We start from the raw sequence: 12450 nt of genomic DNA, 5'->3' as shown, positions 1-12450 counted from the left end.
AATGATGACTTGGCCATGCATTGAATTAAAAATCTGTTAAACTAAAGTCGGTCAGTTGCAACGACAAAAATATTTTTGGGAGGTAATTCAAATGAATACAAAAACTTTTGAACAATTTGCTACATTGACAGATGCAGAACTTTCAGCCGTTGAAGGTGGAGGCATGGAATGGATTGGAGCTGTATTGGGTGCTATAGGTAATGCTGCCCATCCTGTTGACCCTCGTCAAGTGGTAGATCAATTAAACGGAAAGTATCCACGCCGTGGTCCTGTTCGTTCTTGCCCTCCTGGAGGAACTGGAGGGACACCTAATGCTTGTTGATATTTATTTGTCTGGAAAAATTTCTAAATAATGTTATTTTAAAGATAATTTAGAAGTTTTTTAGCAAAAAGAAATACGGTATGTAAATTATGAAAGCATTATATAATGGTCGTCTGTCTGATGTATGGGAAATAAGCAAGACGAATGTTCAACCAGTATGGGTTCAGCAAGCTTTTAAACAAAATTATCTGAGATGGAACGATAATAAATTGGTAATTTCCATGAGTGGAATAAACCCGTCTATGAAATTTAATTTGAAAATCAGCTTATTGAGTTATCCTGGTTATGCCTCTTATCCTGTGGGATATATCGGAGATTTTTTAGATATTACTAATCATCGTGTTGTTTCAAAAAAACAATTTCAGAAACATTATCAAATTATTGAGGAAGACCCTCTATAAATCTCACTTATATCTAAAACTAAAGTTTAAAGCAACTCTATTGTGTACTGACCCCAAAAAGTTGGACAATTAATTATTGAAAGGACCTATCCCTGTATTGTACAGGGATAGGTCTTTATTGAGTTTGACTTCAATGCGTTTGTTTAAGCAAAGTTTTTCTCAGCAATAGTATACTCATTTTTCTTGTATTGTAGTAGCTAATTGGAAAGGATTCTCTCATTGGGAAACGCATAATCAAGGGAGAGTGACATTTTAGAACGCCCTTCAAGAAGGACTTTATATTTTGGTTCAGGAGGATAGTAGTTATTTTGACTTTTTCGAACAACCTCTACACCATACCGATTCATGAATCTAATCATGTATTACAGGTATTAGGAACTGGCAGCGCACTTTTGTCTATCGGCTTTTGTTTTAACCAAGTTTTACCATTTACGACCTAAAAATGACAAATGATGACTTGAGCATTTATCTTCCAGAAAATTTGTTAAACTAAAATCTGTCAGTTGCAACGACAAAAATGTTTTTGGGAGGTAATTCAAATGAATATAAAAACTTTTGAACAATTTGCTACATTGACAGATGCAGAACTTTCAGCCGTTGAAGGGGGAGGGTGCAATTGGAGAGACGCAGATAAAGCTGGTGTAGCAGGCGGTATTGGAGGTCTTATTGGTGGTGGACCAGTTGGTGGTATAGCTGGCATTGCAGGCGGTCTGGCTGCTTATGGAGCGACTTGCTGGTGGTAAATGTTATATGATGAAAAAAATAAATACAAAAAAGATACTGTACTTTCTCTCCATTGGAGGAATTGCGGGAGTAATAACTTCTTTTTGGGGAACAAAGTATTTACTTCCTTATCTTGTTGGTTTGTTTCTTTCAGTAGTATATAAGACTATTTCAAAGTAAAAGATATCTTTATATTATTCTAAGCTGGTAGTTTATCTGCCAGCCTTTTTGTTATTTAGTCAAAGTCAAATCGGGAATGGTAAAAATCATGAAAATACAAAAAAATGACTATTTACGACCTAAAAACGACAAATGATGACTTGGGCATTTATCTTCCAGAAAATTTGTTAAACTAAAGTTTGTCAGCTGCAACGACAAAAATGTTTTTGGGAGGTAATTCAAATGAATACAAAAACTTTAGAACAATTTGTTACATTGACAGATACAGAACTTTCAGCCGTTGAAGGTGGAAAAAACAAAGACGGAAGAGATCTTGCATGCGTACTAGGAACTGCAGGGATGGCTGGTGCAGGTTTTTTGTTTGCTGGACCAGGAGGAGCTGCTGTACTCGGCGGTGCAACGGCACTTAGAGTTTGTAGATAAACTTATTTTTATGAAAGAGGTATTATTTTATGGAACAGTTTCAGTTAATTGAAGATAATGAACTAGAGATGATTGTTGGTGGAAAAGTTAGCCCAACATGCGCTGCCTTAGTAGCAGCATCTATATATGGCGGACTAGCAATAGCAGGACCTGTTGGTGTAGGTGTAGCTATGGCGACTGGTGGGGTAGCAGCTGGAAGTTTTTGTAGATGAAAAATTGGAGAACTATCCTAAAAAATATACTGTTTTTATCAATGGGGGTGAAAGCAATTTTATCAACAGATGATATTTTAGTGGGAACAATTCTCGTTTTTTTCACAGTGCTTATACTGTATAACATAAATAAAGCAAATTAATCCCTATGACCTACTCTATTTTGTTATTTTACTGTGTACTATCCTAGATATATTAGAACAATTTGTTACATTAACAGATACAGAACTTTCAGCCGTTGAAGGTGGAGGAAAAAACAGTGCTAATGCATTTTTGACAGGATTTGGCGGAGCTGTCGAGGGGGTAGTACTGTGTGCTCAAACTGGAATGTTTTTACCACCTTATGCATATGCAGCATGTGCGGCTGGAGGAGCTGCCGCTAGCTTAATTTGGTCGCATTAATACAGGAGAATTATTACTATGAATGCAAAAAATTTGAAATCAGTTAATATATTGGATAGCAACCAACTTTCTGTTATTAATTAAAGGCGGGAATAGTATTTCAGCAGGAGAATTTGGACAAGCCCTTGGGATTTGTACGGCTGGAGGGGCAGCTGTTGGCGGTTTAATCGGCAATGTCCCTGGTGCAATAGCAGGTGGTATATACGGCGCTCAATACTGTACCTCGGTATGGGCTTTGTTAAGGACCCATTAATTCTTGGTAGGTGTTCTTTTGAATAATCAAATTCGTGTTTTAACCGCAATAGTCCTGTCTGAATTATTGATAGAGTGGGCAGGGTATCTAATAGGAATTCCGTTTTCTGCAATTATTGTTTTAGTATTGACAAGTACAGTTATCGAGCTTCTTCTTCATATTATTTTTTATAGAAAATTTCATGAGGTGATAAGCTTAAAGCAATGTTTAAAAAATTATATTTCTTACGTCAAAAAAACACTTTGGTTTTTGTTAATGGTTTTATTATTACTTATCATTAATACTGTACAAAAGCATGCTTTCTTGCTATTTTTTGAATGGCATATTTTAGTTATGTTTTACACAATAGGTTTTATTATAAGTTCAAATAATATCCCCATAAAAAAATAATTTATAACACGGTCGTATGACATCAGTCGTCTATTTTCATCGTAATTGATCATTTTTTCAAGCTGATAGCTGGTCCTATCAGCTTTTTAACTGGACAAAAAGGCCTATAGATTATTTAAAAAGTTTGGTTTCAAGACAGATCACCATTCACGACTTAAAATTAACAATTTATGATTGAGGCAAATTTTACAATAAAACTTTGATAAAATAAAAATGTCAATCATGATGACAAATAAAAAAAGAAAGCAGAGATTAACTATGACAGCAAAAACTTTAGAACAATTTGAAACAATGACAGATGCACAGATTTCAGCTATTGAGGGTGGGAAGACGACTTACTATGGCAATGGATTGTATTGCAATGAAAATAAATGCTGGGTGAATTGGTCTCAAACAGTTACTACAATTGCAAATAATTCAGCAATGAACCTTCTAACTGGTGGAAATGCCGGATGGCATTCAGGAGGAATTATCTAATGGTAAGCTTAAGATGGTTTTCTGGCGGCAAAGAGAGAAGCAAAGAAGCTGTAGCCATTATTGATGACTTATTAGAATCTTTTGGCAAAGATTTCAAATTTAGACCATTAAAAAGCTTTTTTATTTCTTACCGCAAGGAACTAGAGTCAAATGGTACATCTAGCCCATTAATCTTAAGCAGAATGAATATAGAGTTATCCAAAGTTTTGGCAGAGAATAAGATTCAGCTGTCTGAAGAACAATCAAAACAGTTAAAAAGACTGCGAAGTTTATCAAATATTAGATATGGATACTAATATACTATATGTATTTTCAAGCTGATAGCTGGTCCTATCAGCTTTTTGACTGGATAAAAAGTCCTAGAGATTATTTAAAAAGTTTGGTTTCAAGACAGATCACCATTCACGACTTAAAATTAACAATTTATGACTTAAACGACTTTCAAAACAAAACTTTGTTAAAATAAAGTTGTCAGCCATGATGACAAAGATAATAAAAAGAATCAGGGAGCAGAACTTGAAAACACTAGAGCAGTTTAAAACAATAACAGATACACAGCTTTCAGCAATGGAAGGTGGAGGAACCGGCATTTGCAAACCTGTTTACTATGCAGCAAATGGCTATTCTTGCCGCTATAGTAATGGAGAATGGGGCTATGTTGTGACTAAAGGAGCTTTTCAAGCCACAACAGATGTCATTGCAATTGGCTGGGTATCTTCACTTGCAGGGGGATATTTTGCTAAATAATAAAGGATCTCTATATGTCTAAACTAACTGAAGAACAAATTATAAACGACGTTTATAATCTTATTTTAAATGTAAAAACTAAGGACAATGAGCGTCAAGTCCTTGTTGACTTTAAAAAAGATATTGAAAATAAAAAAGAATTTGAAAAAGCTTTAACGACATTAGCAGAGAGATTACGGAACATCGGGATTCAAAATATTTCCAAAAAAACAGCAATGAGTTCAGATGTCGGTGAATTTTACAAAAAAATTGCATCTTATGGTCAACTGAAGACAAATTTGGGCCGTGGATTAGCTGTAAGCGGACTTATGTTTTAAAAAATATTTTGTTAAGGAAGAAATTTAGCGGTTTCTACTTAACCTCTCTTTTTACAGCAGCTGCTTATCTCATTTGATGATGACGGGAATTTAATGTTACATCATTTATTGATTTGATATCAAAAGAAATGGCAAGTCACTAATACTTCTATTGGTTTAGAACAGCGAAATTATTTTGATCGTCTTTGAGATTATAACTTGCAGACAATTGAGGCTGGGACAAATGTCCTGCCTCGTTTCACTTTTTTAGCTAAATGCGTTTGGCGCAGGGGATAAGAATTTTCCTAATCAACTGTTCCACTCTCATTTTATTTCAATTCTAAGGAGAGTTTATGAAAAGAAAAACTTTGAAATTAATGATTTTCTTAGCAGCAGCTATTGTTTCTATGATTACAGCAGCGGTATTTGCTGACGAAGAAGCCATTCAGCCGGCTGATGCGGCTGTTGCTGTTAACGATACTGAAGAAAATATAAAATCGGAAGAGGCAGACCCGAGAGGTGAAGCCGCTGAAAATAGCTATGCGGCCCTTGACGGAGACGCTTTGCCAGCAGAGGAGGAGTCGCCAGCTGCTGTTGCATTTGACGAGGCAGAGGAAAACGAAGAAACGGAAATAACGATTTATCAGTATGAGGAAAATATAAGCAATTTTAATCAAGTCCCGATTACTGAAGTTTATTCTATGTTTGCAGAAGACGGGAAAGAGCATGTGATTTATATCGGACGTCCGACTTGTTACTACTGCCGCCAATTCTCACCAGCTTTAAAGGCATTCAACGCTTTAATAGACAATCGTTTAGAGTATTATAATACTGATAGCGAAGATTTTGATGAAGGGGCAAAACATTTTCTTTACGTTACGCTCGGTATCCCTGGAACACCAACTACCATTCGTTTGCAAAATGGAAGAGTAATAAGCACTTGGATCGGCAGCGGTATTTCCGGCCAAGAACTCTATGATCATCTGTTCTATGACGATACCCCAACAGCTAGGGTGGAAGCTGATACTGCCAGTGGGACGGCAGAAACGGGAAATAAGAGCTTAGAAAACAGTCATACTCAAACACCAGATGCTGCTTTGTCTCAAGACATCATGGACGCTGCTCAAGCAGCACCATTTATTCCAGATAATGAAAGTTTCCCAAAGATACATGTGGAAAAAAACAGTACAGTCCAAAAAAAGATTCTGCCTCACTTAGGTATGAATGGCAATCGATTTTCCTTTTACGGTTTTATTATTTCTGCCTTAGGATTCGTTTTACTGAAACGAACTCCAAAAAATATTAAAGAAAGGTAAGTTGCATTATAGAAATGAAATATCCTCTTAAGAGTATTTTAAGCTCTAGGAAATGAGCCAAGTCTCTTTTATGTTACAATAAAACCATCGCAAATGGTGAATGTTAGGGAAGGTTTATGTTAGATATTTATATACTTGAGGATGATATCATTCAACAATTTCGTATGGAGCGTGAAATTGAAGCGATTATGTCAAAAAATCATTGGCTTTATCAAAGATTAGAGACTTTTAGTTCTTCAAAGGATATTATAGCTAAGTCATCTGAAAAAGGGGAACATCAAATTTTCTTTCTTGATTTAGAAATTAAAGAGGATAAAAAGCAAGGGATAGAGGTTGCCAAAGCTATCCGTGAAAAAGATGCAACAGCCATTATTGTTTTTATCACAAGTCATTCAGAATTTATGCTCATAACTTATCAATCGCTGGTAGGGGCCATCGATTTTATCGATAAAAATCTGAATAAGCAGGATTTCAGTGAACGTATAGAACTGTGTTTAAAAGAAGCCATGAAGCACCAATCTGGTTATTTTGGTGAGAGTTATTATTTATTTGAAACATCAAAAGCACGAGTACGCATACCTTATAATGATATTCTTTATTTTGAAACATCTCCTGCTGCACATCGTGTTATTTTACATACAAAAAATGACAGGTTTGAATTTTATGCAACCATCGCAGAAGTGGCTAAATCTGACAAACGTCTCTTCAAATGCCATCGTTCTTTTGTTATCAATGTGGATAATGTCAAAAGATTTGATAAACAAAGACGGAGTGCCTACTTTGAAACAGGGGATTACTGTCTAGTTTCCAGAGATAAAGTAAAAGCCCTCTTGAGTGAGATGAGGTGAGAAGATGATAAGCCATTATCTGAGTGAGCTAGCTTATTATCCTGTCATTATGCTGATTTACTCCAACGTTAGAGGCGAAAAATTAAAGTTATGGGAAATAGCAATAATAGGTCTATCCTTCTTTATTATAGATTTTACATGGTTTTATACAATTATCGGCCGAATTTTAATTTTGATGCTTCTATCCTACTTGAAAGATAAAACACAGCCTCTTTCTCTCTATATATTTTATGGAAGCATTCCATGGGTTGTAGAGAGCGCTTTTAAAAGAATTATTAGTTTCTTTATCTTCCCTATGTTGCACATTAATTATATTGATTTAAGCAAAAATGATGGATTGTTTATCATTACAGAAATTTCAGTAATAATCATATATTTCTTAATGGTAAAGCTTTCTAAAATTAACTTTCAAACTTTTATCATGCTGAGTGAGGTGAAAAAATTAAAAAAAGTTTTAATTTTTACAAACACAACTATGATTTTTTACTATATAGGGATTGAATTTTTAACTGGAATGGATGTTTATGGTGGAGTTCCAACTTTGCCTTACCGTCAGTGGTTAGTTATTTTTTATTTCATTTTCTTCATTCTAATGCTATCTTACATGAACCGTTCCTACCAGAATTGGCTGGAGGGGGAAGTTGCAGCAGCGCGTGAGTATGAGTTACACTCTTTATCAGTCTATAGTAAGCAAATTGAAGGATTGTACGAAGAATTAAGAGCCTTTCGCCATGATTATGCTAATATCTTAGCAAGCTTAAAAGAAGGAATCGACCAAAATAATATGGATATGGTACGAAAAATTTACAACACTGTGTTAGAAGAGTCAGGGCATCTTGTTCAAAATAAAAAATTCGACATTGGACGATTAATTAATATTGATAACGATGCTGTAAAGAGTCTTTTATCAGCTAAGGTTTTAGAAGCAGAATCTTATCATATCGAGGTTGAACTTGAAGTTAAAGACAAAATTGGAGCTCCGGACATTCCTTTGCTGGATTACGTTCGCCTGCTGTCTATTTTGTGTGATAATGCTATTGAGGCTGCCTTGGAAGCTGAGAAACCCGCTATAATAATTGCCTGTTTTTATCAGGAAGATGAGTATATCTTAATCGTAGAGAACACTACAAAAGAAGAGCGAGTTCCTGTGGAATTAATTTACCATAAGGATTACTCAAGTAGAGGCTTAGGGCGCGGTATTGGTCTTAAAACCATTAACAAAATGCTAAAACGCTATTCAAACTTGTCAATACAGACATCAAGTAAAAATTATCATTTTAGACAGACAATAGTTATTAAAAAAACATTCGACTAAAAGAGTCGAATGTTTTTTAAGCATGTTTACTAAGTTTATGAGTCCTTTTCAACCAATCAAAGGGCCCGGCCATTAAAAAGTGTTGACCCGTTCCTCCGACTGTTTGTGCTAATTCATGTTGTTTCAGTTCTTTAAATTTTTTACTTTGTTTCATCCTATGGCCTCCAGATGTCGTTATTATAGCAGAAAAAAGTGCAAAGAAAATTACCTAGTCATGAACGGTCGTTTTTAGGTCGTAAACAGTAATGAGGCGTTCTTGAAAATAATTCTGAAACAGCATTTTAGCATTGCTAGATAGAGCTGACAAATTTGTGCCATGGATTGAGCGAAGTTCGCCAAGGTCTGCTATTTAACTGCCATTGGCTATAGTCGATAAATGGCAAAGCTCTTTATTGGTTGGTCATCAGGACCTTTCTTGGTTTTGTTCCTTCTGCGGGGCCGATAACTCCTGCTTCTTCCAATTCATCCATCAGGCGTGTGGCTCTGTTAAAACCGACCGAAAGACGCCGCTGGAGCATAGAGGCACTGGCCTTCTGCGTTTCCAGCACCAGCGCTTTTGCCTGTGCAAACAAGGGGTCCCCCTGACTGTCTTCAGATCCAGAAAATTCGTCATTTTCTGACACCTCACCCGGATCAAAATTCTCATCGTAGTCTGCTTCTGCCTGATCTTTGACAAAGGTTACGATTCTTTCCACATCATCATCAGAGATAAAAGAACCTTGCAGGCGGACAGGATGGCTCATGCCGATCGGACTAAAAAGCATATCGCCGCGTCCCAATAGCTTTTCGGCTCCATTTGCATCAAGAATCGTCCGGCTATCTGTTCCGCTGGATACGGCAAAAGCGATACGCGACGGAACATTAGCCTTAATCAGCCCGGAAATGACATCAACAGAAGGCCGCTGTGTCGCCAAAATCATGTGAATCCCTGCAGCACGCGCTTTTTGCCCTAAACGGATAATGGCATCTTCCACTTCTTTGCTGGCCACCATCATCAAATCTGCCAGCTCATCTACAATGACAACAATCAGCGGCAATGGAATTTCTTTCTGATCAGATTTAGCATTGTGGGCTTCAACCTTGGCATTATAGCCGTTTATGTTTCTGACACCGAGATGACTGAATAGTTCGTAACGGTTTTCCATTTCATCAACGACTTTCTGCAGTGCTTTACTGGCTTTGCGGGGATTGGTGACAACTGGAATCAGCAGATGCGGGATATCATTGTAAACAGACAGCTCAACCATTTTAGGATCAATCATCATAAATTTGACTTGATCAGGCCGTGCCTTCATCAAAATACTGGCAATAATCCCATTAACCGCAACTGACTTACCGGAGCCTGTTGAACCGGCAATAAGCAGGTGAGGCATTCGGGTCAGATCAAAGCTGTGCGCCAGACCATTCACTGCTTTACCAAGCGGCACCTCCAATAATTTGTCCGGATCGGTATCCGCCTGCTCCCAGAGCTCACGAAAACTAACCGTGGCTATTTCCGAATTAGGCACTTCAATTCCCACTAAAGACTTCCCTGGAATCGGAGCCTCAATCCGCACATCATTAGCTGCAAGAGCTAAGGCCAAGTCATCTGCTAGATTAGCGATACGGTTCACACGGACACCTACAGCCGGTTTAACTTCGTATTTGGTGACAGAAGGGCCTATTTCAGCACGCTCAACACTGACTTTAATCCCAAAACTGGCAAAGGTTTCTTCAAGAATTCTGATGTTTTTGCGCACCAAATTTTTTTCCTTGGATTGATTTTTAGGCTTATCCGGTGCAAATAAATCAATGGAAGGCAGTTTATAGATAAGCGGAGCTTTCGGTGTGAAATCAACTTCAATAGCCTCATCGCCTATGTCTGACTCTTCATCTGGAAAAGTATGCTCATGGTTATCGCCATCAGCCAGCTGATCCAAATCAAAAGCTGAACTTTCCGGAATAGGGGCAGTTTTGGAAAGGTCAGCGCTATAGCCATTGTCATAAGCAATAATCTCAGGCTCTGCTGGGTAAGCAGGAGAAGGCATTCCCTGATCTGTTTCGTTTTCCAAAGCAGCCTGCAAAGCTTCTGAAGCCTCTTTTTCAGCCAGTTCACGCTCTGCTGCTGCCCTTCTTTCTTCACGTTTTACAAAACGCTCCTGTTTTTTGCGCTCATGCCGGCTCTGTAATTTTTGCAGACTGTTTTTGAAAAAATCTGTAATATCATAGATATCCCAAGGACTCATCAAAAAGAGTCCCAAAAGAATAAAAAGTGCCCCGATTAAGAAAGAGCCGATATTAGAGAAAAGAAAATCAACCGGTTTATATAAAACAGCTCCAATCAAGCCGCCGCCTGTAAACTGCTTAACCTGAACATTAAGAAGCTCTTTTACAAGAACGTTAACTGTTGTTTCAAAAATCGGTTTTCCCCTATGAGATGCCAGAGAGAAAAAATAGGCATGCCATTCCAGCAGCAGACCGATTAAAGTCACCATAAATCCGCCTATCAGGCCTTCAAATTTCTTCAGCCATTTGAAAGCAAACAGATAGATGAGCACAGCCAAAATAACCAGATAAGCCAAACTCCCTACAAAGATACGCACTGCATTATAGACCGTTACGCCAAAAAAGCCTAAGCGAATAAGGCCAAAAAAGAGGACTAGCGCCGTCAGGACAGAAAAGACCATCCTTTTAATCGCTCTTCTTTTTTCTTGTTCTGCTTTTGTCAGCCGCCCTCTTGAGCGGCCTTTCTTTCTGTTCTTTCTTTTTGCCATGATTTTATTATAGCATTTTTGAAGGGTTTTATAAAATGGCGGCTTGAACCTTTATTCCAAATAAACAGACCTGAGCAATTATGGATTTTTGCCTGCCCGCTCTTTTTGCTTAGCAGTTTAATGACTTTCTAAAACAAGTCCGAAAATGATCTCGGAGTTGTTTAGAAACTATTCGTCAAAAAGAAAGCTAGCTTTGTCTTTTTAAATTAAAGCCTACAAAATAAATCATTAACAGCAGGGTTGTTAAAAATGCAATCATAATCAAACTGCCGGCAGAAGCAAGAAAGAAAAGGCTGACCGCAAAACCGCTGGCAAGCAGGCAGAGCGTTTGCAGACAAAATCGTTTGTTAAAGCGGTGTGTTTTTTTATTATAGATATTATGTAAGAAAAGTGCTCCCAGCAGTAACAAAATTCCCAAATAAAGCAAAAGCAGCGCAAAACCGTTGCTGGCTTCCTGCTCACCTAAAAAACCAAGCGACACTGTGACAAAGCTCAGGCCAAACAAAATTGGATAATGATAATAAATAGCACCATTACCGGACACACCCGTCTTGTGAAGATCAATCATATGGTCCATTTCCACAATATAAATCATAAAAAGATTGGTGACAATCAGAAAAATCAAAAATGAATCAAGTGACAGTCTGCTTCTGCCAAAATAAGGAGCAATACCTATCAGCATTTCGCCAAAAGTGATAATGATTAAGAGAGACAAACGCTCGATCAGATGAGGAAAATTTAAGGGCGTCACCGCCTCCTGCATCACACGTTTCTTAGGTGCTGTTAAGACGCTGGGGAGTAGCCAGGTAACAACAATCCCAGAAGCTCCAACCAGCAGACCAATACGGTAAGGAAGCCAGCCTGCCAGAAATAAAACAGCCGAACGAAGGCCTAAAATATAGAAAAACTGCTTAATAAAATGCCGGTCAGCCGGATTGTCAGTTTTAAAATATTCAGCAACATACTGAAGCAGCAAAATAAAAGAAATAAGGGCGACAGGCAGTATAAATAAAGGGAAATCTGATGACCAGTCTCCTGTAATGGCAGTAGAGGAAACTAAAAGGCAGGCCATCTGAGCAAACATAAACAGAATATTAGTCAGAGAATTGCTGCCAAAGCGATTCGTAAAGACAGTCTGCACCATCCAAGAATTAATAAAAATCATCAAACCAATAAAAAAGGTAAAAAAGGCGTAGGGTCCGACAATACCATGGTGGACATGGTGAATAAGCGAAGTCACCTGACTGATCGCATAAACATAAACCAAATCATAAAAAAGTTCTGTCAGTTCTACTTTTTTATGTTTAATAGGCGACATTGCAGCACTCCTATCTATTTCTTTTAAGCTAAAAACCTTACCAGTTATCATACTTCTGCAATAAAAACAAGAGC

General features: G+C 37.5%; 17 protein-coding genes and 1 pseudogene. 14 read left to right on the top strand and 4 right to left on the bottom strand.

Annotation, left to right across the window (positions count from 1 at the left end; genetic code table 11):
* Positions 1 to 91: 91 nt before the first annotated feature.
* Together A0O21_RS02160 and A0O21_RS02155 are read left to right on the top strand one after the other, a co-directional pair.
* A complete protein-coding gene (locus tag A0O21_RS02160; RefSeq protein WP_067060583.1) occupies positions 92 to 322 on the top strand; it encodes a class IIb bacteriocin, lactobin A/cerein 7B family in 231 nt (76 codons plus the stop codon).
* Between the two features lie 89 nt (positions 323 to 411).
* On the top strand, positions 412 to 723 hold the full coding sequence (locus tag A0O21_RS02155; protein WP_067060581.1) for a hypothetical protein: 312 nt from the start codon (positions 412 to 414) through the stop codon (positions 721 to 723).
* Between the two features lie 200 nt (positions 724 to 923).
* Here the strand turns inward: A0O21_RS02155 and A0O21_RS10835 are convergent.
* Positions 924 to 1085, bottom strand: a pseudogene (locus A0O21_RS10835) (IS3-like element ISLgar1 family transposase); the annotation flags it as partial.
* A 177-nt stretch (positions 1086 to 1262) separates the two neighbouring features.
* On the opposite strand from A0O21_RS10835, the gene A0O21_RS02150 reads away from it, so the two are divergent.
* From A0O21_RS02150 to A0O21_RS02100, 12 genes are all read left to right on the top strand, one after another.
* Positions 1263 to 1466, top strand: a complete 204-nt coding sequence (locus A0O21_RS02150; protein ID WP_067060579.1) for a Blp family class II bacteriocin — start codon at positions 1263 to 1265, stop codon at positions 1464 to 1466.
* 382 nt (positions 1467 to 1848) lie between these two features.
* A complete protein-coding gene (locus A0O21_RS02145; RefSeq protein WP_067060577.1) occupies positions 1849 to 2049 on the top strand; it encodes a Blp family class II bacteriocin in 201 nt (66 codons plus the stop codon).
* A 29-nt stretch (positions 2050 to 2078) separates the two neighbouring features.
* On the top strand, positions 2079 to 2261 hold the full coding sequence (locus A0O21_RS02140; protein ID WP_067060575.1) for a Blp family class II bacteriocin: 183 nt from the start codon (positions 2079 to 2081) through the stop codon (positions 2259 to 2261).
* A gap of 129 nt (positions 2262 to 2390) precedes the next feature.
* Positions 2391 to 2663, top strand: coding sequence for a Blp family class II bacteriocin (locus A0O21_RS10580; RefSeq protein ID WP_335742808.1), 273 nt, complete (start codon positions 2391 to 2393; stop codon positions 2661 to 2663).
* 271 nt (positions 2664 to 2934) lie between these two features.
* Positions 2935 to 3306 carry a hypothetical protein gene (locus tag A0O21_RS02135; RefSeq protein ID WP_067065038.1) on the top strand — a complete coding sequence of 124 codons (372 nt, stop codon included), beginning with the start codon at positions 2935 to 2937 and terminating at the stop codon, positions 3304 to 3306.
* Positions 3307 to 3564: 258 nt separating this feature from the next.
* The gene (locus A0O21_RS02130; protein WP_067060572.1) at positions 3565 to 3783 is read left to right on the top strand and encodes a leucocin A/sakacin P family class II bacteriocin; all 219 of its coding nucleotides are present in this window, start codon (positions 3565 to 3567) and stop codon (positions 3781 to 3783) included.
* A complete protein-coding gene (locus tag A0O21_RS02125) occupies positions 3783 to 4079 on the top strand; it encodes a bacteriocin immunity protein (RefSeq protein WP_067060570.1) in 297 nt (98 codons plus the stop codon). Before A0O21_RS02130 ends, A0O21_RS02125 begins: the two co-directional genes overlap by 1 nt.
* A 271-nt stretch (positions 4080 to 4350) precedes the next feature.
* On the top strand, positions 4351 to 4530 hold the full coding sequence (locus A0O21_RS02120) for a garvicin Q family class II bacteriocin (RefSeq protein ID WP_099092232.1): 180 nt from the start codon (positions 4351 to 4353) through the stop codon (positions 4528 to 4530).
* 14 nt (positions 4531 to 4544) lie between these two features.
* Entirely contained in the window at positions 4545 to 4847 is a 303-nt protein-coding gene (locus A0O21_RS02115; RefSeq protein WP_067060568.1) for a bacteriocin immunity family protein, read from the top strand.
* A 332-nt stretch (positions 4848 to 5179) separates the two neighbouring features.
* Positions 5180 to 6142 (top strand): DUF6568 family protein, encoded by a 963-nt coding sequence (locus A0O21_RS02110; RefSeq protein ID WP_067060566.1) that lies wholly within the window; start codon positions 5180 to 5182, stop codon positions 6140 to 6142.
* 116 nt (positions 6143 to 6258) lie between these two features.
* Entirely contained in the window at positions 6259 to 6990 is a 732-nt protein-coding gene (locus tag A0O21_RS02105; RefSeq protein ID WP_067060564.1) for a response regulator transcription factor, read from the top strand.
* Between the two features lie 7 nt (positions 6991 to 6997).
* Positions 6998 to 8305, top strand: coding sequence for a sensor histidine kinase (locus A0O21_RS02100; RefSeq protein WP_067065033.1), 1308 nt, complete (start codon positions 6998 to 7000; stop codon positions 8303 to 8305).
* A 16-nt stretch (positions 8306 to 8321) separates the two neighbouring features.
* On the opposite strand, the gene A0O21_RS02095 is transcribed toward A0O21_RS02100, so the two are convergent.
* From A0O21_RS02095 to A0O21_RS02085, 3 genes are all read right to left on the bottom strand, one after another.
* Positions 8322 to 8459: a bacteriocin gene (locus tag A0O21_RS02095; protein WP_067060561.1), complete on the bottom strand. Its 138-nt coding sequence runs from the start codon at positions 8457 to 8459 to the stop codon at positions 8322 to 8324.
* Positions 8460 to 8694: 235 nt separating this feature from the next.
* Positions 8695 to 11058: a DNA translocase FtsK gene (locus A0O21_RS02090; protein ID WP_067060559.1), complete on the bottom strand. Its 2364-nt coding sequence runs from the start codon at positions 11056 to 11058 to the stop codon at positions 8695 to 8697.
* A gap of 187 nt (positions 11059 to 11245) precedes the next feature.
* Positions 11246 to 12376 (bottom strand): low temperature requirement protein A, encoded by a 1131-nt coding sequence (locus tag A0O21_RS02085; RefSeq protein WP_173644625.1) that lies wholly within the window; start codon positions 12374 to 12376, stop codon positions 11246 to 11248.
* Positions 12377 to 12450: the final 74 nt, after the last annotated feature.

It is taken from the genome of Streptococcus pantholopis (assembly GCF_001642085.1).
GTDB lineage: Bacteria > Bacillota > Bacilli > Lactobacillales > Streptococcaceae > Streptococcus > Streptococcus pantholopis.
This window is presented reverse-complemented; position numbering and strand designations above follow the sequence as displayed.

Bases quoted from the DNA above. Each gene is read 5' to 3' on its own strand.
- A0O21_RS02160 (WP_067060583.1), top strand. From the start codon at position 92: ATGAATACAAAAACTTTTGAACAATTTGCTACATTGACAGATGCAGAA.
- A0O21_RS02155 (WP_067060581.1), top strand. From the start codon at position 412: ATGAAAGCATTATATAATGGTCGTCTGTCTGATGTATGGGAAATAAGC.
- A0O21_RS02150 (WP_067060579.1), top strand. From the start codon at position 1,263: ATGAATATAAAAACTTTTGAACAATTTGCTACATTGACAGATGCAGAA.
- A0O21_RS02145 (WP_067060577.1), top strand. From the start codon at position 1,849: ATGAATACAAAAACTTTAGAACAATTTGTTACATTGACAGATACAGAA.
- A0O21_RS02140 (WP_067060575.1), top strand. From the start codon at position 2,079: ATGGAACAGTTTCAGTTAATTGAAGATAATGAACTAGAGATGATTGTT.
- A0O21_RS02130 (WP_067060572.1), top strand. From the start codon at position 3,565: ATGACAGCAAAAACTTTAGAACAATTTGAAACAATGACAGATGCACAG.
- A0O21_RS02125 (WP_067060570.1), top strand. From the start codon at position 3,783: ATGGTAAGCTTAAGATGGTTTTCTGGCGGCAAAGAGAGAAGCAAAGAA.
- A0O21_RS02120 (WP_099092232.1), top strand. From the start codon at position 4,351: ATGGAAGGTGGAGGAACCGGCATTTGCAAACCTGTTTACTATGCAGCA.
- A0O21_RS02115 (WP_067060568.1), top strand. From the start codon at position 4,545: ATGTCTAAACTAACTGAAGAACAAATTATAAACGACGTTTATAATCTT.
- A0O21_RS02110 (WP_067060566.1), top strand. From the start codon at position 5,180: ATGAAAAGAAAAACTTTGAAATTAATGATTTTCTTAGCAGCAGCTATT.
- A0O21_RS02105 (WP_067060564.1), top strand. From the start codon at position 6,259: ATGTTAGATATTTATATACTTGAGGATGATATCATTCAACAATTTCGT.
- A0O21_RS02095 (WP_067060561.1), bottom strand. From the start codon at position 8,459: ATGAAACAAAGTAAAAAATTTAAAGAACTGAAACAACATGAATTAGCA.
- A0O21_RS02090 (WP_067060559.1), bottom strand. From the start codon at position 11,058: ATGGCAAAAAGAAAGAACAGAAAGAAAGGCCGCTCAAGAGGGCGGCTG.
- A0O21_RS02085 (WP_173644625.1), bottom strand. From the start codon at position 12,376: ATGTCGCCTATTAAACATAAAAAAGTAGAACTGACAGAACTTTTTTAT.